The organism is Campylobacter bilis (genome assembly GCF_016806695.1).
In the GTDB taxonomy this organism is placed as follows: Bacteria; Campylobacterota; Campylobacteria; order Campylobacterales; family Campylobacteraceae; genus Campylobacter_D; species Campylobacter_D bilis.
In genome coordinates this window covers 1-20,587 of the sequence record NZ_WUED01000007.1, presented here as the reverse complement: position 1 = coordinate 20,587, position 20,587 = coordinate 1, and the positions used below count along the sequence as shown (strand labels likewise).

The 20,587-nt window shown below is 33.4% G+C and carries 18 protein-coding genes, 5 tRNA genes and 2 pseudogenes; 10 read left to right on the top strand and 15 right to left on the bottom strand.

The features are described from left to right. Nucleotides 1–6 precede the first annotated feature (6 nt). From tkt to GRQ01_RS04360, 6 genes are read left to right on the top strand one after another with little or no spacing between them, the layout of a single operon-like run. Nucleotides 7–1,911 (top strand): transketolase, encoded by a 1,905-nt coding sequence (gene tkt, locus GRQ01_RS04385; RefSeq protein ID WP_158334616.1) that lies wholly within the window; start codon nt 7–9, stop codon nt 1,909–1,911. Beyond that, on the top strand, nt 1,908–3,017 hold the full coding sequence (locus GRQ01_RS04380; RefSeq protein ID WP_158334615.1) for an ABC transporter permease: 1,110 nt from the start codon (nt 1,908–1,910) through the stop codon (nt 3,015–3,017). The genes tkt and GRQ01_RS04380 overlap by 4 nt, the downstream gene beginning before the upstream one ends. Further along, a complete protein-coding gene (locus tag GRQ01_RS04375; protein WP_158334614.1) occupies nt 3,018–3,740 on the top strand; it encodes an ABC transporter ATP-binding protein in 723 nt (240 codons plus the stop codon). 2 nt (nt 3,741–3,742) lie between these two features. Beyond that, nucleotides 3,743–4,633 (top strand): MlaD family protein, encoded by an 891-nt coding sequence (locus GRQ01_RS04370; protein ID WP_203121201.1) that lies wholly within the window; start codon nt 3,743–3,745, stop codon nt 4,631–4,633. After that, nucleotides 4,633–5,226, top strand: a complete 594-nt coding sequence (locus GRQ01_RS04365; RefSeq protein ID WP_158334613.1) for an ABC-type transport auxiliary lipoprotein family protein — start codon at nt 4,633–4,635, stop codon at nt 5,224–5,226. Before GRQ01_RS04370 ends, GRQ01_RS04365 begins: the two co-directional genes overlap by 1 nt. A 49-nt stretch (nt 5,227–5,275) precedes the next feature. Continuing rightward, entirely contained in the window at nt 5,276–5,776 is a 501-nt protein-coding gene (locus GRQ01_RS04360; protein ID WP_158334612.1) for a flagellar FLiS export co-chaperone, read from the top strand. 312 nt (nt 5,777–6,088) lie between these two features. Here the strand turns inward: GRQ01_RS04360 and map are convergent, their stop codons facing one another. The 15 genes and pseudogenes from map to recA form a co-directional block, all read right to left on the bottom strand. Continuing rightward, entirely contained in the window at nt 6,089–6,847 is a 759-nt protein-coding gene (gene map / locus GRQ01_RS04355; protein WP_158334611.1) for a type I methionyl aminopeptidase, read from the bottom strand. 9 nt (nt 6,848–6,856) lie between these two features. Continuing rightward, entirely contained in the window at nt 6,857–7,600 is a 744-nt protein-coding gene (gene murI, locus GRQ01_RS04350) for a glutamate racemase (protein ID WP_158334610.1), read from the bottom strand. Between the two features lies 1 nt (nt 7,601). Then, nucleotides 7,602–8,049: pseudogene (locus GRQ01_RS04345) on the bottom strand (C40 family peptidase). Nucleotides 8,050–8,057: 8 nt separating this feature from the next. Further along, complete coding sequence (nhaA, locus tag GRQ01_RS04340; protein WP_373447852.1) at nt 8,058–9,215, bottom strand: Na+/H+ antiporter NhaA; 1,158 nt, start codon at nt 9,213–9,215, stop codon at nt 8,058–8,060. Nucleotides 9,216–9,217: 2 nt separating this feature from the next. Continuing rightward, a complete protein-coding gene (gene nhaA, locus GRQ01_RS04335) occupies nt 9,218–10,366 on the bottom strand; it encodes a Na+/H+ antiporter NhaA (protein WP_158334608.1) in 1,149 nt (382 codons plus the stop codon). 122 nt (nt 10,367–10,488) lie between these two features. Continuing rightward, on the bottom strand, nt 10,489–10,932 hold the full coding sequence (locus tag GRQ01_RS04330) for a DUF411 domain-containing protein (RefSeq protein ID WP_158334607.1): 444 nt from the start codon (nt 10,930–10,932) through the stop codon (nt 10,489–10,491). Nucleotides 10,933–11,792: 860 nt separating this feature from the next. After that, nucleotides 11,793–11,877: transfer RNA gene (locus GRQ01_RS04325), tRNA-Leu, on the bottom strand. Nucleotides 11,878–11,881: 4 nt separating this feature from the next. Then, a tRNA-Arg gene (locus GRQ01_RS04320) sits at nt 11,882–11,958 on the bottom strand. Between the two features lie 17 nt (nt 11,959–11,975). Further along, nucleotides 11,976–12,052: transfer RNA gene (locus GRQ01_RS04315), tRNA-Arg, on the bottom strand. Nucleotides 12,053–12,055: 3 nt separating this feature from the next. Continuing rightward, a tRNA-His gene (locus GRQ01_RS04310) sits at nt 12,056–12,132 on the bottom strand. Nucleotides 12,133–12,154: 22 nt separating this feature from the next. Next, a tRNA-Pro gene (locus GRQ01_RS04305) sits at nt 12,155–12,232 on the bottom strand. Between the two features lie 129 nt (nt 12,233–12,361). Beyond that, nucleotides 12,362–13,024 (bottom strand): AMIN domain-containing protein, encoded by a 663-nt coding sequence (locus GRQ01_RS04300; RefSeq protein WP_158334606.1) that lies wholly within the window; start codon nt 13,022–13,024, stop codon nt 12,362–12,364. Next, entirely contained in the window at nt 13,014–13,217 is a 204-nt protein-coding gene (locus tag GRQ01_RS04295) for a hypothetical protein (RefSeq protein ID WP_158334605.1), read from the bottom strand. Before GRQ01_RS04295 ends, GRQ01_RS04300 begins: the two co-directional genes overlap by 11 nt. A 65-nt stretch (nt 13,218–13,282) precedes the next feature. Further along, complete coding sequence (gene eno, locus GRQ01_RS04290; protein WP_158334604.1) at nt 13,283–14,527, bottom strand: phosphopyruvate hydratase; 1,245 nt, start codon at nt 14,525–14,527, stop codon at nt 13,283–13,285. Then, the gene (gene recA / locus GRQ01_RS04285; protein WP_158334603.1) at nt 14,527–15,561 is read right to left on the bottom strand and encodes a recombinase RecA; all 1,035 of its coding nucleotides are present in this window, start codon (nt 15,559–15,561) and stop codon (nt 14,527–14,529) included. The genes eno and recA overlap by 1 nt, the downstream gene beginning before the upstream one ends. Before the next feature lie 109 nt (nt 15,562–15,670). Between recA and GRQ01_RS04280 the strand changes: the two genes are divergently transcribed. The 4 genes and pseudogenes from GRQ01_RS04280 to GRQ01_RS07805 all read left to right on the top strand — a co-directional run. Then, nucleotides 15,671–16,531: a menaquinone biosynthesis family protein gene (locus GRQ01_RS04280; protein WP_158334602.1), complete on the top strand. Its 861-nt coding sequence runs from the start codon at nt 15,671–15,673 to the stop codon at nt 16,529–16,531. Between the two features lie 11 nt (nt 16,532–16,542). Continuing rightward, nucleotides 16,543–16,812 carry a flagellar biosynthesis protein FliQ gene (fliQ, locus tag GRQ01_RS04275; RefSeq protein WP_158334601.1) on the top strand — a complete coding sequence of 90 codons (270 nt, stop codon included), beginning with the start codon at nt 16,543–16,545 and terminating at the stop codon, nt 16,810–16,812. Continuing rightward, on the top strand, nt 16,809–17,585 hold the full coding sequence (locus GRQ01_RS04270) for a UDP-N-acetylmuramate dehydrogenase (protein WP_158334600.1): 777 nt from the start codon (nt 16,809–16,811) through the stop codon (nt 17,583–17,585). Before fliQ ends, GRQ01_RS04270 begins: the two co-directional genes overlap by 4 nt. Nucleotides 17,586–19,323: 1,738 nt before the next feature. Beyond that, nucleotides 19,324–20,587, top strand: a pseudogene (locus GRQ01_RS07805) (autotransporter outer membrane beta-barrel domain-containing protein); the annotation flags it as partial.

Sequence of the window (20,587 nt, the reverse complement as noted above, 5' to 3'; positions counted from 1 at the left end):
CAAAAAATGGACATTAAAATTTTACAAGAACAAGCAAATACCTTAAGATTTCTAAGCGCAGATATGATACAAAAAGCCAATTCAGGCCATCCAGGAGCGGCTTTAGGTTTAGCAGATATACTTAGTGTTTTAAGCTATCATTTAAAGCACAATCCTAAAAATCCCACCTGGTTAAACCGTGATAGACTCATTTTTTCAGGTGGGCATGCAAGCGCTTTACTCTATAGTTTCTTACACTTAAGTGGCTATGATTTAAGCTTGGATGATTTAAAAAATTTCCGCCAACTTCACTCTAAAACCCCAGGACATCCTGAAATCTCAACCCCTGGAGTAGAAATCGCTACAGGTCCTTTAGGTCAAGGCATTGCCAATGCAGTAGGTTTTGCCATGGCAGCAAAAAAAGCTCAAAATCTACTAGGAAGCGACTTAATCGATCATAAAATTTATTGTCTTTGCGGAGATGGGGATTTACAAGAAGGCATTTCTTATGAAGCCTGTTCTATGGCAGGACTTCATAAACTTGATAATCTCATACTCTTTTATGATAGCAATGATATCTCTATAGAAGGCGATGTAAACTTAGCCTTTAACGAAAATGTTACCATGCGTTTTCAAGCACAAGGCTTTGAAGTTTTAAGCATCAATGGGCATGATTATACACAAATAGATCAAGCCTTAAAACAAGCTAAAAAATCTACCAAACCCTGCCTCATCATTGCAAAAACAACCATAGCAAAAGGCGCACAAGAACTTGAAGGCAATCATAAAAGCCATGGCGCACCCTTAGGTGAAGAAGTGATTAAAAAAGCCAAAGAAAAAGCAGGCTTTGATCCCAAACTAAGCTTTCAAATCCCACCATCAGTAAAAATCCGCTTTGAAAGCGCTTTAGAACTTGGAGATTTAGAAGAAGCAAAATGGAAAGATAAACTTAAAAAATCTGGCAAAAAAGATCTTTTAGAAAGACTTTTAAACCCTGATTTTAGCAAAATACCTTATCCTGATTTTACAGGTAAAGATCTTGCTACAAGAGACACCAATGGAGAAATTTTAAATGTTTTAGCGTCTAATTTAGAAGGCTTTTTAGGTGGGAGTGCAGATTTAGCCCCTTCAAACAAAACAGAACTTTATCATATGGGCGATTTTGTAGAAGGAAAAAATATCCATTTTGGTATCAGAGAACACGCCATGGCAGCGATTAACAACGCTTTTGCAAGATATGGGATTTTCTTACCTTTTTCTGCAACTTTTTTTATCTTTAGTGAGTATTTAAAACCGGCTGCAAGAATAGCTGCTTTAATGAAAGTCAAACATTTTTTCATTTTTACACACGATAGTATAGGCGTTGGCGAAGATGGCCCTACCCATCAACCCATAGAACAGCTTAGCACCTTTAGAGCTATGCCTAATTTTTTAACCTTCAGACCGGCTGATGGGATAGAAAATGTCAAAGCCTGGCAAATAGCTTTAAACGCTAATGTACCAAGTGCTTTTGTACTTTCACGTCAAAAACTCAAAGCTTTAAATCCTGCGGTTTTTGGCGATGTGAAAAATGGTGCGTATTTACTCAAAGAAAGTCAAAATCCCTCTTTCACCCTTCTAGCAAGCGGTAGTGAAGTTTGGCTGTGTTTAGAACTAGCTAAAGAATTAGAAAAACAAAATCTCTTATGCAATGTCGTTTCCATACCTTGCTTTGAACTTTTTGAAAAGCAAGAAAAAGCCTATCAAAAAAGATTATTACAAGGTGAAATCATAGGCATTGAAGCAGCACACTCTAATGAACTTTATAAATTCTGCCATAGGGTTTATGGCATAGAAAGCTTTGGCGAAAGCGGCAAGGATAAAGATGTATTTGAACATTTTGGCTTTAGTCTTGAAAAGCTTTTAAATTTCATCCTAAATAAACAAGCATGAGTGCGGATTTTAAACTACAAAACAACACCCTTTTTATCCTAGGAAACTGGGATAAAACAAGCGTTGATAAAATAAAAATTAAAGATTTACTCCCTTTGATTTTAAGCAAAGAAATCATTTTAGATTTTAATTCTTTAAAAGCAATCGATACTGCAGGAGTGAGATTTTTCCTTGCTTTAGAGTACGATTTAAAAAACAAAAATATTAAAACCACCAAACAAGGTCTAAACTCACGTTTTAAAGTGCTTTTTGAACTTTGCGAAAAAAACTATCAAAGACTGCACAAACAAAAAAAAATCCCCAAAGATCCTGCCCAATATTTTATCAATCTTGGAAAATTAAGCTTAGATCTTTTAGAAATCTTAAAAAAATTCATCGATTTTACAGGAGCTTTTTTTATCAGTCTTTTCTCATGCTTTAAACACCCTAAAAATTTCCGCTTCATTGCTTTTTTATACCATATAGAAAACTCGGCCTTAAAAGCCTTGCCCATAGTTATACTCACCGCACTTTTAGTGGGTGTAGTTTTAGCTTATCAAGCCGCTTATCAGCTTGCCCAATTTGGTGCTAATATCTTCATAGTGGATTTAATGGGTATTTCAGCCACAAGAGAACTAGCACCATTAATCGCTGCTATTGTGATTGCAGGCAGGAGTGCAAGCTCTTATACCGCACAAATTGGAGTAATGAAACTCACCGATGAAATAGCGGCTATGAATACCATGGGCTTTAGATCTTTTGAATTTATCATCATTCCACGTGTGATGGCTTTAGTCATAGCCATGCCTTTAATCGTCGCAATAAGCGATGCTATAAGCATTATAGGAGGAATGGTGGTTGCAAAACTTAATCTTGATATTTCTTTTATTGAATTTTTAAGGCGTTTTAGAGAAGCTGTAGCTTTAAAGCACATACTCATAGGTCTTGTAAAAGCCCCTATTTTTGGCTTTTTAATAGGTATTATTGCTTGTTTTCGTGGTTTTGAAGTCAAAAACACTACTCAAAGCATAGGAATTTACACGACAAAAAGCGTCGTAAATGCTATTTTTTGGGTTATAGCCTTTGATGCTTTATTTTCGGTGGTTTTAACCTCTATGGGGCTTTAAATGATTATAAAAGCACAAAACATCATCACCAAATTCGGAGAAAAACTCATCCACAACGGCGTTAGTTTTGAAGTTAAAAACAATGAAATTTTTGGGATTTTAGGCGGAAGTGGAAGCGGGAAATCCGTGCTTTTAAAACAAATGCTCATGCTAGAACATTTTGATGAGGGAGAATATGAAATCTTAGGCTATAAACTTAAAAATATCCATGAAAAAGACGCTTTAGCCTTGCGTAAAAAATGGGGCGTGGTTTTTCAATTTGCAGCGCTTTTTAGCTTTTTTAGTATTTATGAAAATATTGCTATTCCTTTAAAAGAATATACTCATTTAGACGAAAATGTCATAGAAGAACTTGTTTTAATGAAACTCAAAATGGTAGGATTAAATGAAGAAGTCTTAAAACAATTTCCTAGTCAACTAAGCGGGGGTATGCAAAAAAGAGTAGCCATTGCTAGGGCTTTGGCTTTAGATAGCAAATTACTATTTTTAGACGAACCCACTTCAGGACTTGATCCTTATAGTAGTCGCGAATTTGACGATTTAGTTTTAGAATTGAAAAAAAGTTTTGATTTAAATATCATTTTAATCACACACGATAAAGAAAGTATGAAAAATTTACTTGATCGTTTTATCATTTTAGAAGATAAAAAAGTAGCTTTTTGTGGTACCTATGAAGAACTCTGTGTGCAAAATGAAAAACTTTTTAAAAGATTTATGGAGTGAAAGTGGAAAATAGATCAAATTATTTTTTGGTAGGAATTTTTGTTTTTGGAGTATTTTTTGCCAGTCTTGGCTTCATGCTTTGGCTTGGAGGATATACTAAAGAAGAGAGTTTTAAATACTATGAAATTCACACTCAAGAATCTGTTGCAGGGCTTAGTCTTAAAGCTCCTGTAAGGCTTTTAGGTGTGGAAGTGGGTAGCGTAGAACAAATAAGCATTTATGATCAAGACGAACTAGGCGTTAACATACTCATAAAGGTTCAAAACAACACCCCTATAAAAGAAGATACTTTTGCTACCTTACAGCTTCAAGGCATCACAGGATTAAAATTCGTCCAACTTCAAGGTGGCAATAAAAACAGCAAAGATTTAATCGCAACCCATACAAAATTCCCCATCATTCCTTTTAAAGAAAGCTTTTTAGCCACTATAGATAGACAAAGCGAGTATATTTTTTCTTTGATAAAAACAGCTGATACGAAGTCAAAAGAACTCTTAAGTGAAAAAAATCTTAAAAATGTAGAAATATTTTTGCAAAATTTAGCTCAATTAAGCGCTAATTTAAACGATCATTCTAAAAATTTAAGCCTTAATCTTTCAAATGCAAGTTTAAAAGTAGCAAATATGGCTCAAAACATAAGCCTTAGTGCACAAAATTTCAATTCTAGCCTTGTACAAATCAAACAAAGCATAAGCATGCTAAATAATCTTATTAAAAAAACAGATACCAAACTAGACAGCTATGATGATATAAAAACATCTTTAATGCAAAATTTAGAACTCTTTAAAAGATTTTTAATCGAAGCTAATATTTTAATACAAAGCTTGCAAAACAGTCCCTCTGATTTGATTTTCAAAGAAAGCAAGCCTAAATTAGGACCAGGAGAGAAATAATGAAAAAGCATTTATATGGTATTTTGCTCTTTATTTTTATATTTAATGGATGTTCTTTTAGACACGAAGTCGTTGATAAAACTCAAAATATCATGCTCAAAGATAATAAAACACTATTAAATACCGATTTTAAAAAAACCCATAAAATTCTTAAAATCCGCACTCCAGACCTGCCTTTATACCTAAACTCAAGATATATTGTTTATACCTATAAAGGATTTAGCAATAAATATGCACATTATTTTTGGGCCGATCTTCCAAGCAATCTTTATTCTTTTTTAATCTTATCAAAATTAGAACAAAGCCAAATGTTTACAACAGTGCTCTTGCCTACAAGTTCATTAAATGCTCACTACGCTCTTGAAAGCACCATCAATTCTTTTGAACAAATCATTGATGATGAAAATCATGCAAAAATTTCTCTAAGCATCAACCTCATCAATCTTCAAAACAATCAAATAATAGCCCATAAAAACTTCACCCATAAAGAAAATATAAAAAAACAAGACATGCATGCTCTTTATAATGCCTTTGAAAAGGCCATAAATAAGATTACTAATGATATAGTCTCATGGATAAATTCTAAAATTTAGGAACACTTTTTGCTTTTTTAAAATCAGCAATATTTTTGAAAGGTAAAAAATGAATAGCCATTTAGATATATTTAAAAAACACCTAGGCGAAGTCCAAAGTATGAATGAATTTCAAGCAAAGCAAATGTGCTCACAAATCAAAGATACAAACGATTTTATCGGAGTATTGCAAGTACTTGATCTGAGTTTAAAAAAACTAAAAAAAAGCATATTAGAAAGAACAGATCAAAAACTAGATGATATCCAAAAAAGAACTCTTGATGCTACGATCTCACAACTCATACATCAATGCTCTTTCATGGGCACAAGTCTTTTTGACAATGTTTTTAATGTTTATGTAGGTAAAAAACTTTTTGAATTTCAAATTGCTAATCCTCTTTTAATCCTTAAAAACAGCGATTATGAAGGCGTATTAGCCTACATAGAAGATAAAAGAGAAGAAATCAAAGCCATTTTATCACAAATTGGCCTTGCCATTACTAATAATGAGGTCTTAAATAGCCCTGGGATTTACAATTCTACAAAGGATTTTGAAAACTTATTAAAATGAATTTAAAAAATAGTGATTTATTCTCTTTAAGTGGATATAATATATTTTAGCTTAAAGAGATTTTCTAAATCTTAAAAGAGCTAGGCTACAATAAAAAGGGGAGAGAATAGCCTAACCCAAATGAGACCGATAAAAGATCTCTTTAAACTAAAATAAAAATATAATTTAATAAAACTTATTAAATTATATCCAGTTTTGACATATGATATTTTATTGTAAAAATACTTAAAATATTATTTAGTAATTTAAATTATTAAAAAATATCCTTATAATTATTAGCATAAAAATCTAAAAAAACAAAATATTTTTTATTTAAACAGCAGAAAGAATTTCAGCACGCCCATTTACCACGGCCACACAATGCTCATAATGCGCACAATTAAGCCCATCCACACTTCCAGCATCCCATTTGCCATTATAATGCTTTGTCCTTCCTTCTTTTTGGCATATCATAGGCTCTATGCAAAAAACCATTCCATTTTTGATCTTTGGCCCGCTTTTTGCACTTGCACCCTTTTGCAAATAATTTAAAATCTCAGGTTCTCCATGGGGTTTGCGTCCTATACCATGCCCACAATACCCCTCAAGCGGCACAAAGCCCCTAGCATGGATAAATTCTCCTAAAGCAGCCGAAAGCTCTTTAAAACGCATGCCTTCTTTAATAATATCTACAGCATAATACAAAGCATCCTTAGCACAAGCGATTAATGCCTCATCTGTAGCTGAAATTTCCCCTATAGCAATAGTCCTAGCAGCATCTCCATAATACCCCTCAACCACACTTCCAACATCAATGCCTAAAATATCCCCATTCTTGATGATTTTATCATCAGGAATTCCATGAATACAAACTTGATTTAAAGAAGTACAAATCGCACCTGGAAACCCATAAAGCCCTTTAAAAGAAGGTTTAGCCCCAAGGCTTAAAATATAATCTTCAGCCATTTTATCAATTTGCTTTAAACTCATTCCTGTTTTGATTTCTTCTTCTAAAAAATCCAAAGTCTTTGCAACGACTTGATTTGCTATTCTTAATTTTTCTATTTCATCTGGTTTTTTTATTTCTATCATTTTATTTCCTTATAAATTTAACCACATTCTAGCAGTATTTTTTAAAGAATCAAGATCGCTAGACGCATAAAAATGCAATTGTGGCTTATTATTTTTAGAATTTATCCTTTCTTTTTGCTTTAAAAATTCGACTATAGCGTCTCCTGAGTGGATTAACTTTGTTTTATTACCAAAATACTCACTTAAAGAACGACTCAATAAAGGAAAATGAGTACAAGCAAGTATTAAAGCATCAGGACTTGCTATACCTTTAAAATAATACTCCATAGCGCTTCGCATCAAACTGCCTTCAAAAATACCTTCTTCGACCATAGGCACAAAAAGTCCCGTAGCTAAAGCATTAACACGTATAAAGCCCTCAGAAAATAAACGCTTTTGATATTCTTTAGAATTCACAGTAGCCTTTGTAGCAATGACTAAAATTTCTTTATTTTTATCCTCTAAAGCCTTTATAGTAGCTTTAACACCAGCATCAATCACACCATAAACGCAAAAATCTGCCTTCGCCCTTAAAGCATCCAAAGCATATGCACTAGCACTATTACACGCGATAATTAACATATCAATTTTAAATTGCTTAAAAAACTCCAAAGCCTCAAGACAAAAGCGTATAATAGTATCTTTATCCTTAACTCCATAAGGTACCCTAGCAGTATCTCCATAATAAATAAGCTCATCAAAAAGCCGCGCCTCATAAAGCGACTTTAAAACACTAAGTCCACCCACACCACTATCAAACACACCCACTCTCATATTAATACCTTCTTGCCTCTATATAACGAACTCTCCAATAAGCATTATCAAGTTTAGCTTCTCTTACCCCACCTTTTGTTGATAAATGTATAAACCTTCCTTTACTAGTATCAAATACCAACATACATACCATAAGGTCCTCTAGAGGTTTTAAAAAACACAAGATCGCCTTGCTTTTAGCCTTGATCGAGAAATACTCACAGAACGAAACTGAGTTTAAGTTGTGCGCGCTATGTTGATATTTAACCGCGCTAAAGCATTTTAGGTAAAAGTCGAACAATCAGCACCCTTTTACTCACCCCTCCCAAAACATAAGGGGTTTTCTCCCACTCCTTAGCAATAAGCCTAAGTTTAACCTCTTGACTCGTATGATTTGGATGTATGAAATTCTCATGAAAACTACACCCACTTATAAAAAATACAAGCACAGCAAAACAAATACATTGAATCAAACTACTTATTTCCTAGCAAAAAAATTAAGATAAATAAAACCCCAAATCCCTGAACAAAAAGAAGCAATAAGTATGGCTAAATTATCCGCATAATTAAACACCTCGCTCCCCTCATAAGCCAAACCATCAATAAACAAACTCATAGTAAAACCAATGCCTGTAAGTATACAAACTCCATAAAGCTGTTTTAAATGCACTTCTTGAGGCAAAGCAGCAAGTTTAAAGCGGATTGCCAAATAAGAAAACAAAAACACCCCCATTTGCTTACCTAAAAAAAGCCCTAGGAAAATACCCATGCTTACAGGAGAAAAAATAGCCTTTAAATCGATATTAGATAAATTCACCCCTGCATTAGCAAAAGCAAATAAAGGCAAAATAACAAAAACTATCCAAAATTTCGAACTTTCATAAATTTCTTCTAAAAACGCTTCTCCATTTTTACCTTGCATAGGTATAAAAAATGCTGTGATAATTCCTGTTAAAGTCGCATGAACCCCACTTTTTAAAACACTAATCCAAAGCACAATCGCACAAATAAAATAAAAAGACTTTCTAGATACTTTTAAAAGATTTAAAACAAACATACTCAAAATAGCAAGTCCAGCCACCACTAAAGCCACTGTGGATAATTTTGTAGTATAAAAAAGAGCAATAATTAAAATCGCACCCACATCATCAAAAATAGCTAAAGAAAGTAAAAAAAGCTTCAAACTAGCAGGAATATGTTTCCCACACATCATCAACACAGCCAAAGCAAAAGCAGTATCCGTAGCCGTAGGTATAGCCCAACCCTTTAAAGCATAAGAATCGGTGATATTTATCAAAGAAAACAAAATCGCAGGCACAACTATACCACCTAAAGCACCCATAAAAGGCAAAACAATATTTTTAGGATTTTTAAACTCCCCGCGCAAAAACTCTTTTTTAAGCTCTAGTCCTATTACAAAAAAAAATACCGATATCAACCCATCATTAATCCAAAGCAAAAAAGGCTTAACAAGCTCAAATTTACCGATACTAAAACCTACCTTTAAATTCAAAAACTCACGATAATAAATGCTAAAAGATCCATTTTGCACAAGCAAAGCAAGCAAAGTGCAAAGCAAAAGCAAAATCCCGCCAAAAGCTTCATTTAAAACCAAAGCTTTAAATCTAGATAGCATGCTCATTTAACAATCTTAAGATAAATAAAACCTACAATAGCACTTAAAAAACTAGCAATCAAAATAGCAAGCTTATCAGCATGTTCGAAAATATCGCTATTTTTATATGCCAAACTATCAATGAACAAACTCATAGTAAAACCAATGCCTGTTAAAATACAAATACCATAAAATTTCTTATAAGTTATATTTTCAGGAAGCTTAGCAAACTTTAGTTTGATAGCAATAAAACAAAAGGTAAAAACACCCCATTGTTTGCCTAAAAAAAGTCCTAATATAATCCCCATACTCACAGGAGAAAATACAAAATCATGCTGCATATCTCTAATATCAATTCCTGCATTAGCAAAAGCAAATAAAGGCAAAATAAAATAAACCACCCAAGGATTTAAATCCTTAAAAACCTTATGCAAATAAGGCTTTTTATCCTTAGTATCAAGCGGGATAAATAAAGCAATAATCACTCCAGCTAAAGTCGCATGAACCCCACTTTTAAGCATGGCCACCCACAGCACAACACCCACTAATACATAAAGCGAAAGATGCGTCACATGATAATAATTTAATAAAAGCAATGCAAAAACACAAAACAAACAAATAATAATAGCCAAAGCAGAAAGCTGATCAGTATAAAACAAAGCAATAATCACAATAGCGCCCAAATCATCAAAAATAGCCAAAGAAAGTAAAAAAAGCTTCAAACTCGTAGGAATTTTATTTCCCAAAAGCATTAAAATACCTATAGCAAAAGCAATATCCGTAGCCGTAGGTATAGCCCATCCTTTCATAGCAAATTCATGAGAATGATTAATGATCACAAAAATCAAAGCAGGCATAATCATCCCGCCTAATGCACCAAATATAGGCAAGCAAACAGTTCTTATATTTTTAAGCTGACCGCGTAAAATTTCATATTTTAACTCAAGCCCTATGCAAAGAAAAAATATAGCTATCAAGCCATCATTTATCCACAAATTTAAAGATTTAGAAATCTGAAAATAATCAAAACCAACAGTAAAATTAGCGTGAAAAAAATCTGTATAAATAACGCTTAAAAAAGAATTTTTACATAATAAAGCCAAAAAGGTAAAAAATACTAGCAAAATACCCGGAAAGGTTTCGCTTAAAACTATCTTCTTTATCATTCGCATCCTAGCTCCTAAACAAAACATAAATTATACATAAATGCTAAAAATTATAGCAAAAAATGCTAAAGAAATATTTATTAAAAACTCTTAAAACAGCCAAAAAACATTTAGACTTTAGTCTAATATCAAAGCTTCTTCTCTCCTATAAAATACCCATAAAGCTCATAATTACCATCTTTTTTCATTAAAATCACAGGATATTTTTGCACATATCCTTGTTCCATACCCGGACTTCCTTGGGGCATACCAGGAGCTGCAATTCCTATAACGTCTTTAGGCTTATTTGCAAGCAGCCAAGCCACAGCACTATAAGGCACATGCCCTTCTACCACATAAGTTTCAATGACTCCTGTATGACAGCTTTGATACCCATCTTTAATCCCTAATTTTTCTTTAATTTTGATCAAATCATCTGTTTTATGTATACTAACTTCAAAACCTTTATTTTTCATATAATCAGCCCAAAGTTCACAGCAACCACAACCAGGACTCTCATAAATTTGTATATTTTTAGCCATCATAGTGTTAGCTAAAACAAGCATAGCAAAAGCCAAAATACTTTTTTTCATCATCATCCTTTATATAGCAAAACTCAAAAATAATCTCACTTACAAAGTTTAATCAATTTTCCTTAGACAATCATTAAAGTTTTATGTGTATTTATCACTTGCAGGCTTTATACCCAAATAAAGCCTTTATAAGATTTTGAAGTCTTTTAGTATCGAGTCTCAAGCTCTAATTTACATCCATAAAAGCGCTTATTTAATCTCATCTTGCATTCCCCATAAACTTTGCTTATTTTATTAGTATTTTTATGTGTTGCTCAAAGTAAAGTATGATAATCCTAGCTTTGGTGAAAACTAGGATGGTTTTAAGCTTTATGCTTTTCTTTAAGCATAAGCTAAAGCTCCAAAGCATATAAGCAAGCTTATCACTCCAATTGTTAAAATGATTTCCATTTTAACTCCTTTTAGATTTAATTTCGCCAAAACCTAAAAAGCATCCACTCACATGCCTTTAATGACTGCATAAACAGTCAATTCTTTGAAGCATTGCTAATTAAAAGCTTTTCTATAGTTAGTAAATTTGCATTTTTTAGCTTATTTTCTAATCCTTTGATTAATTTCTCTTTAATTACTTACATAATATTATAGTTAAAATATTAAATACCTTTAAAACTTTACAAAGTATTTTATATCTTATAATTCATTTGCATTAAGGGCATTTATTTTAGCCAATTAAAAGTATTATTATCCGTTTTTAGAATCTAAAGTATGCTTTTGTGCTTAGTCATTTTTGTTTTTGGTAAAAATAGAGTTTTATTTCTAAATCTACATTTTGCCAAAGCAAACTTAAAGCCTCATCTCTACACCTACTTCAACGTAATTTAAGCAAAATCTATCAAAGTATGGTGAAATAGAAGCTTAAGTGGTGCGGATGAAAGGACTTGAACCTTCACGCATTGCTGCACCAGATCCTAAGTCTGGCGTGTCTACCAATTTCACCACATCCGCAAAGTGGTACGCCCAAGAGGATTCGAACCTCTGACCTACGGCTTAGAAGGCCGTTGCTCTATCCAGCTGAGCTATGAACGCGTGTAAAAATTATGTAGTGGTACGCCCGATAGGAATCGAACCCACAACCTACAGATCCGAAGTCTGTTGCTCTATCCAGTTGAGCTACGAGCGTTAATGGGGTGAGTGATGGGAATCGAACCCACGACCCTCAGGACCACAATCTGATGCTCTAACCAACTGAGCTACACTCACCATTTTGTGTGATTTTATAAAATGGTCGGGGTGAAAGGATTCGAACCTTCGGCCCCTTGGTCCCAAACCAAGTGCGCTAACCAGACTGCGCTACACCCCGATAAATAAAACTGAAATTCTATCAGAAAATGATTTTAAAGTCAAGGATTTTCATTCTTTATTCTAAAAATCCCTACTCTTAACAATACTTCCAGATTAAAAGTCCTTTTCTAAGCTTTAAAGTCTTTTATCAAAGCAAACTTATCATATATCCGGTTGCATCCTTTTGGATATGATAGTTATATACCCCATCAAGATAAATCACTAGCCTATAATACCCCTTATGAGATCCAAAATCTATGCGTTTAAACACAGAATTGTTAAGGCGTATATTTTTAGTAGGACTTACAAAATGTGATCTAAAGTCTATGACTATTTTACTAGGATTTCCTACTGAAAAATCTGTGATCATTTTATCATTTGTATTTAATTTGATTTTATTTTTATAAACCGCATAAGAAATAAAATCATAAATTTTACTCACATCTAAAGGTATTTCCACGCTAGCTGTGGCGTTTGATTCTTGTTTAGAACTATTTTTTTCAGGTATAGTCACAGAGACATCTAGGACCCTAGAAGGATCAGGGCTTTTAAACCTTGATATAGTATAAGTATCATGCCAATCTATGCTTTTATTCACATCCAAATCTATCTTATCTTCGCTCCCATCTAGATTAATGTAATTAAAAGTAATGCTTTTTAAAATCCTCGCACTAGAATTAAACCTCACTTCTTCTTTTTGAAACTGAGGCGAAGCGCCCCAGCTTGCATTCTGTTCAGATTTAAAAGGATTATCTTGAGTATAAGCTAAACTCATCAAACTCATCCACATTATTAAAATTCTAATTTTCATTCGGATACAATCCTTTTAATTCAAAATAATCCTTTTGTGCTTTGGCATTTTGCTCTTTAAGCCAAACTATACTCTTATGAAGTTCTTTTTTAGTCTTTTCCAAAGACAACAAAGTATCCAAAGAATACTCCCCAAAAAACAAATTCCCTAAATAAACCGCACCCACAACCACATAAAAGACCCAAAGACCCATCTTAAGCAAATAGACATAAAAGCTCTTTTTTTTATTGCTTTCATCATATCTTTTAAGTAAATCTCTCAGAATCTTTCTCCTAAAAATTCATCATTTTCACGCTCTATTTCTAGCAAACGATTGTATTTAGCCGTTCTTTCTCCTCTTGCCAAAGCTCCTGTTTTAATCTGCCCTGTATTTAAAGCTACAGCAAAATCAGAGATAAAGCTATCCTCGCTCTCACCGCTTCTATGACTCATGATACATTTATAATGATTTCTTTGTGCTAGACGCACTGTTCTCATAGTTTGAGTCACAGTACCTATTTGATTAGGTTTAATAAGCACTGCATTGGCCATTTTTTTGATAATTCCTTCTCTTAAAATATCTTCATTAGTCACAAACAAATCATCCCCCACAAGCTGGATTTTATCCCCTAAAGCCTCCGTAAGTTTCACCCATCCTTCAAGATCATCCTCAGCCAAACCATCTTCTATACTGCAAATAGGATATTTCGCGCAAAGCTCTTCATAACGCTTTATCAAATCTTGAGTTGAAAAAGTTTTGCCTTCTAAATGATATTTTCCTTCTTTAAAAAATTCACTACTTGCCACATCAAGCGCGATTTTTACCCTATTTTCATAGCCTGCTTTTTTAATACAGCTCATCAAAAGCTCAATAGGCTCTGTATTATCAGCCAAATGAGGGGCAAAGCCTCCCTCATCACCCAAAGCCGTACTATAACCTAGAACTTGAAGTTCTTTTTTCAAAATAGCGTAAATCTCACAAACGCAACGCAAAGCCTCTTTAAAACGCGTAAAACCAAAAGGCATGATCATAAATTCTTGAAAATCTATGCCATTATCAGCATGCGCACCCCCATTGATGATATTACACATTGGCACAGGCAACACATTAGCATTCACCCCACCTAAATAACGATATAAAGGTATCTTTAAAGCATTTGCCCCCGCACGCGCTAAGGCCATAGACACACCTAAAGTAGCATTAGCTCCTAAACGCGCATAGTTTTTAGTCCCATCAAGCTCACGCAAAACATTATCGACCTGACTTTGTCTAAAAGCATCCATACCCAAAATCACATTGGCTATGCTCTCATTTACATGATTGACAGCCTTTAAAACTCCTTTTCCATCAAATCTCTCATCCCCATCACGAAGTTCTAAAGCCTCTTTAGATCCCGTACTAGCTCCGCTTGGCACTATGGCTTCTCCCATGCTTCCATCGCTAAGTTTTATTTGCACTTTCACAGTAGGATTTGCCCTACTATCAAGCACTTCATAAGCTTGAATATCTTCAATCACCGGCATTATTCTTCTCCTCTTTCATCATCTTCACCCACACTAATCATGCTTTGTATGCCTATAGAATTTTCAATGGCCTTTGCGATTTCTTCAGCTAATTCTGGATTTTCTTTCAAAAAAGCCTTAGAATTTTCTCTACCATGACCTAATTTCTTATCTTGATAGGAAAACCACGCTCCACTTTTATCCACTATATCAAGCTTCACACCATAGTCTATAAGCTCGCCTTCACGACTCAAGCCCTCCCCAAACATCACATCAAATTCAGCCTGTTTAAAAGGTGGCGCAACCTTGTTTTTAACTACTTTTACTTTAACGCGATTGCCTATAGACTCTTCATTTTGCTTTAAAGTCGCCACCTTTCTCACATCCAAACGCACCGAAGCATAGAATTTCAATGCATTCCCTCCTGTGGTGGTTTCAGGCGTACCATAGCCCATAGCTCCGATTTTCATACGGATTTGATTGATAAAAACAACAGTAGTATTCATCTTATGCACTATGCCTGTAAGCTTTCTTAAAGCCTGAGACATCAGCCTTGCTTGAAGCCCCACATGCTGATCCCCCATATCTCCTTCAATCTCAGCCTTAGGCGTAAGCGCTGCGACACTATCAACGATGATAAGATCAATAGCACCGCTTCTTGCTATGGTTTCAACTATCTCTAAAGCCTGTTCACCAAAATCAGGCTGTGAAACATAAAGATCATCGGTATTAACCCCCAAATTTTTAGCGTATTTTACATCAAGCGCATGTTCAGCATCCACAAAAGCACAAACTCCCCCAGCCTTTTGGCACTGTGCTATAATATGCAAGGTCAAAGTAGTCTTACCTGAACTCTCAGGCCCATAAATCTCTACTATCCTTCCTTTAGGAATACCTCCTATACCAAGCGCTAAATCCAGTCCAAAAGAACCCGTGGCTATGCTATCAATTTGCTCAATTTCTTTATCGCCCAATCTTAAAATCGTTCCTTTTCCAAAAGTTTTATCCAAACTTTTCAAAGCAGCATCTAAAGACTTTCTTTTATTATCATCCATGATTTTCCTTAAAAATTCTGAAATTTTTAGCTAGAATTTTAACAAAATAAAATTAAATAACAATTTATTTTGCTAAAATTAAGCCAAAGATTTATCTTAAGGACACTCGATGAAAAAAATCGCACTAGCACATTCTCCTGATGCGGATGATATTTTCATGTATATGCCTATTAAATTCGGTTGGACAGGTAATGATTTTACCTATGAAAACACTGCTTTAGACATACAGACTCTAAACGCCCTAGCCTTAAAAAACGAATTTGATCTTAGTGCTATTTCTTTCGCGCTTTATCCTCTAATCGCTTCTGAATACGCCCTTTTAAGAACAGCCCTAAGCTTTGGGCAAGGCTACGGTCCCAAACTTATTAAGAAAAAAACCACCCTTTTAAAAAAGAATTTCAAAGTAGCCCTAAGTGGAGTAAACACCACAAACGCCTTAATCTTTCGCATCAAATACCCTCAAGCAAGGATAGTTTATAAAAATTTCTTAGAGATTGAAAACGCTGTTTTAGAAAACGAAGTTGATGCTGGAGTTTTAATCCACGAAAGCATTTTAAACTTCCATCCTAGCCTCTGCGTCGAAGCAGAACTTTGGGATATATGGCTAGAACTTACTAGAGAAAACTTGCCATTACCTTTAGGCGGAATGATACTGAGACGTTCTTTACCTCTTAGTGATGCTATAAAAATAGAAAAAGATCTCACTAGAGCTGTCAAACTTGCGCATTCTAATCGCAAAATTTTAATCCCTATGCTCAACGAAAGAAAACTCATTCGTGTCGATGAGAAAAATCTAGACATTTATCTTAAGCTCTATGCTAATGAAAAATCTATAGAACTTAGTCGAACCCAACTTCTTGCTCTAAATGCACTTTTCAAACTAGGCTATGATTATAAATTTTATGATAAAATCATACAAGTGGAAAACTATCTTATTCCTAGAGAATACGAACAAGTCAGAAATTCTTAAAAAGGACATAAATGGACGAAAGCACCTTAGTCGCTCTTGGAGTACAAACCTTTAAAATCACGCTTTTACTTTCCTTACCCATGCTTTTAGCAGGTTTGATAGCAGGCTTACTCATAAGCATTTTTCAAGCAACCACACAAATTAACGAAATGACTCTTTCTTTTGTTCCTAAAATCATCTTAGTTGTTATTGTCTTAATCTTTTTAATGCCTTGGATGAGTACCACAATGATTGATTTTACTCAAAACATTATCAATCAAATTCCAACTTTTATCAAATGATTATAGATTTTAAAAAATACTCTTCTGTACGTATAGGCACTTGTTTTAAAGTACAAATTTTAGATAAAATCAGTGATTTTGAAGGTTTTTTAATAGGAGGGGCAAACAATCTACTTATAAGTCCTAATCCTAAAAATATAGCGATTTTGGCAGACAATTTTAACTTCATAGAACTTTTAGATCAAAACAAAGATTTTATACATCTTCGCATAGGATGTAAAACCAAATCAAGCACCATATATCACTTTACAAAAAAAAATAATATTTGCGGCTTTGAATATCTTAAAAAAATCCCTGGAACACTGGGAGGTTTATTAAAAATGAATGCAGGACTTAAAGACGAGTGTATCAGTCAAAACCTATTTAAAATTACTACCTCACAAGGTGAAATTCTTAAAGAAAATATAAATTTTGATTATCGTTTTTGCTCTTTAAACCTACCTTTTTTTTGGGCAGAATTTAAACTCAAATTTGGTTTTAATACAGCCAAAGATGAATACTTACAAAATTTAAGAATCAATCAACCCAAAGGAGCAAGTTTTGGATCTATTTTTAAAAATCCAAAAAATGATTTTGCAGGACGTTTAATCGAATCTGTTGGACTTAAAGGCTTTAGCAAAGGAGATGCTATGTTAAGCGATCAACACGCTAATTTTTTAATCAACAAAAAAAATGCAAGCTATGAAGATGCTATTTTCCTTATAGAGCTAGCCAGAAAAAAGGTTTTTGAAGAATTTGGCATAATACTAGAAAACGAAGTAATAATAATCTAATTTTAAAATCGCACTTTAACCATAACACAAAAAATTTAATCTTCTTTTAAAATATATTTGATTATTATTACTCATTTATTTTTGTATTTTATATTACTTTTTATGATTTTATTTTTGAAGTATGAATACATTAATTAAATCAAGATATCAAGACTATAAAATTACATTTAAACAATAATATAAACATGGCTGTGATAAATGTATTTAAAAGGTAAAGGTATTGGATACTTTAAATAAATGCATGAAATTACTTTAAGAATATAAATTCAAAAACGTAAGTGTAAATATATTAATTATGTATGTAATTAAATATGTAAAGAAAACATACAAAAATAAAAAATTAATTTTATTATTTTAAGGATAATTTTTATGAAAAAGATATTTTTTCGACCGTTTAAAGTGGAAAATGACTTTAAAATATTAAATAAAAAATCTTTTATGAGAGAGGGGGGGGGGGATATTGAAAAATTCTTTGTCTTCAAAAAAAATAGTTCTTTCTTTAATTGCCATTTCTTTTTTGAATTCTTATGCTATAGCTTCTTATAGTGGTAATACATATATAAATTCTGAAGAAGATGGTACTGAGACTATAAGCCCTGGAAATGATGGTCTTGTTTTTATAACAAGAGATGGTAGTGTCACTGCTAATAGTAGAGCCATATATTTTAATAGTGGGGATTCAGACACTTTTCTTTTTCTCAACAATGGAACCATTCAAGGATCAAACAGTAAGCCTAGTGTGGAAATAGGAGTTAATAATAGCAATGGTGCTGATATTAAATTCTTTTTCAATGGGGGCAATATAGGTAATAATGTTTCTAAATATGGTGTAGTAGTTTGGGGGAATAATCCTTCTGATAGAAGCAATATAGAACATTTTACCAATGTAGGTACTATAAGTTCTAATAATGGAGAGGCAATTTATCTTGGCAATGCCGATATTGGTGATTTTACCAATTGGGGAACAATTACTAGTAATAAAAAAGGTATGAATATCTTTGGCAATATAGGATATCTTACTAATATTGGTACTCTTACATCAGACGAAGAAGGTATTGATCTAAATTCCCAAGGTACAATAGAAAATCTCATCAACTTTGGTCTTATAGAAACTACTAACTCTGCAAATAGTCCTATTTCTATTGAAAACGAAGGGATTATACATAATCTTGTTAATATGGGAATGATTAAGGCTGATGCAGGCACAGCTATCACTATACACAACCCTTCTGATATGACTAATTTTATTAATATGGGTACTATACGGGGTAACAATAATAAAGTCATCAATATAAGAGATGCTGCTATAAAAAATTTTGTTAACGCAGGTACCATTGATAATGATATAGATAATGACAATACTTCAATAGTAGGAATTAATATACAAGGTGGCACTATAAAAAATTTTGTTAACGCAGGTACCATTGCAGCCTCTACAGGTATCACCATAGCAGGAGAAGTCTTTGGAGGCACAGCAGGTATAGTCAATGAAGGAAACATAGGTACTAGCTTAGAAGAGGAACTTGAAGAAGATGGAGATAATAGCACTAATAATGGTAACCCTAAAACCCGCACCCGCCGTTCAGCCATAGTAGTTACAGGCACAGGTTCTGTTGAAAGTTCTAGCGGAGGTTCAGGCATACTCAATACAGGAGATGGATCTATAGATGGAGACATAGAAATCAAAAAAGGGGCTAATTTAGGTTCCATTGTCAATACCTCTACTTCTTCTACAGGCATTAGTGGTTCCATACTTGCTAGTAGTGATACAGCCTTAAAAATTACTAATGCCCAAGGGGCTACCTTAGGAGGAGGAGTAGTAAATAATGGTAATGCAGATGTAAGTATATCTAACCAAGGCTTTATAGGCTTAAATGAAGAGGGCTTTACCCTAAGTAATAATGGAAAAGGTAGTATAGATATTACTGATTGGATTATACACACAGACAGTTCTACTAACAAACTTCAAACCATAAGAGTAGGAGGAAGTAATGCTAATGCAGTTATGGTAGAAAACCTTACTGTAGATCAAAGTAATCTTAATGTAGAAGCATTAAGTGATATTAACAATCTTATTACAGGAGTAAATCAAGCCAATATTAAAAACATCCAAACCAATGGGGGAGGAGAAATCAATTTAAGCTATGATCCTTTAACAGGAAAACTCTCTACAGACTYTAATTCTAAAGAACATGCCTTATTAATACTGCCTTATTTTTCTTCTTTAAATGTAGAACTTTCTTTAAATGAACAAAGTAAGGGTCATACTAAAGGAACCTTACTGGCTTATTCTACCTTAAAAGAAAGTGGGGTATATGGTGTTTATGCAGGTTATGAAGATGCTAATATGGAATCAACTTATTTTGATGTGAAAAACCGTAGCTATTATGCAGGCTTAAGATATTTTAATACCTTATTTACTACAGCTAAGCATCAAGAAGTCTATCTTAAAGCACAAAGTAAAGCAGCCTATACTAAAAATGATATGCTTAAAAAAATAGGAGAGAATAAAGCTAGTGCTAACCCTAATTCTTATTCTTATGGTGCAAGCTTAGACTTAGGCATGAACTTTATTTTAGGATCTCATATCTTTACTCCTGAAATAGGCTTAGGCTATGAAGGAGGTTTTATGGAAGCTTATAGTATAAAAGACATACAAGGAAGAGCTAGTGTACAAGGAGGAGAAAGAATCTATAAGAGTAATTTTAATCTTTTAAGCACTAAGGCTAGCTTTACTTGGTTTGAAGATTGGTTGCCTCATTTAAAGACTTCTTTAGAATTAGGTGCTAAGTTTTATGCCAATCCTAGTATAGCTTCTAAAGCACGCTTTGGAAGTGTAAAGGTAGAAGATGAGTTTGAATTAGCTAGAATACAAAGGTATTTAAGTACAGCTTTAATACTTCCTTTAAACCCTAGCTTTCATATGAGTATTAATTATAATACTATATCTTCTAAAGAAGGAACGAGTCATACAGCCTTTGCACAGTTTAATTATTTGTGGT

What these genes read in the sequence shown, in the direction of transcription:
- tkt (WP_158334616.1), top strand. Translation starts at nt 7, where the DNA reads ATGGACATTAAAATTTTACAAGAACAAGCAAATACCTTAAGATTTCTA.
- GRQ01_RS04380 (WP_158334615.1), top strand. Translation starts at nt 1,908, where the DNA reads ATGAGTGCGGATTTTAAACTACAAAACAACACCCTTTTTATCCTAGGA.
- GRQ01_RS04375 (WP_158334614.1), top strand. Translation starts at nt 3,018, where the DNA reads ATGATTATAAAAGCACAAAACATCATCACCAAATTCGGAGAAAAACTC.
- GRQ01_RS04365 (WP_158334613.1), top strand. Translation starts at nt 4,633, where the DNA reads ATGAAAAAGCATTTATATGGTATTTTGCTCTTTATTTTTATATTTAAT.
- GRQ01_RS04360 (WP_158334612.1), top strand. Translation starts at nt 5,276, where the DNA reads ATGAATAGCCATTTAGATATATTTAAAAAACACCTAGGCGAAGTCCAA.
- map (WP_158334611.1), bottom strand. Translation starts at nt 6,847, where the DNA reads ATGATAGAAATAAAAAAACCAGATGAAATAGAAAAATTAAGAATAGCA.
- murI (WP_158334610.1), bottom strand. Translation starts at nt 7,600, where the DNA reads ATGAGAGTGGGTGTGTTTGATAGTGGTGTGGGTGGACTTAGTGTTTTA.
- nhaA (WP_373447852.1), bottom strand. Translation starts at nt 9,215, where the DNA reads ATGCTATCTAGATTTAAAGCTTTGGTTTTAAATGAAGCTTTTGGCGGG.
- nhaA (WP_158334608.1), bottom strand. Translation starts at nt 10,366, where the DNA reads ATGCGAATGATAAAGAAGATAGTTTTAAGCGAAACCTTTCCGGGTATT.
- GRQ01_RS04330 (WP_158334607.1), bottom strand. Translation starts at nt 10,932, where the DNA reads ATGAAAAAAAGTATTTTGGCTTTTGCTATGCTTGTTTTAGCTAACACT.
- GRQ01_RS04300 (WP_158334606.1), bottom strand. Translation starts at nt 13,024, where the DNA reads ATGAAAATTAGAATTTTAATAATGTGGATGAGTTTGATGAGTTTAGCT.
- GRQ01_RS04295 (WP_158334605.1), bottom strand. Translation starts at nt 13,217, where the DNA reads ATGGGTCTTTGGGTCTTTTATGTGGTTGTGGGTGCGGTTTATTTAGGG.
- eno (WP_158334604.1), bottom strand. Translation starts at nt 14,527, where the DNA reads ATGCCGGTGATTGAAGATATTCAAGCTTATGAAGTGCTTGATAGTAGG.
- recA (WP_158334603.1), bottom strand. Translation starts at nt 15,561, where the DNA reads ATGGATGATAATAAAAGAAAGTCTTTAGATGCTGCTTTGAAAAGTTTG.
- GRQ01_RS04280 (WP_158334602.1), top strand. Translation starts at nt 15,671, where the DNA reads ATGAAAAAAATCGCACTAGCACATTCTCCTGATGCGGATGATATTTTC.
- fliQ (WP_158334601.1), top strand. Translation starts at nt 16,543, where the DNA reads ATGGACGAAAGCACCTTAGTCGCTCTTGGAGTACAAACCTTTAAAATC.
- GRQ01_RS04270 (WP_158334600.1), top strand. Translation starts at nt 16,809, where the DNA reads ATGATTATAGATTTTAAAAAATACTCTTCTGTACGTATAGGCACTTGT.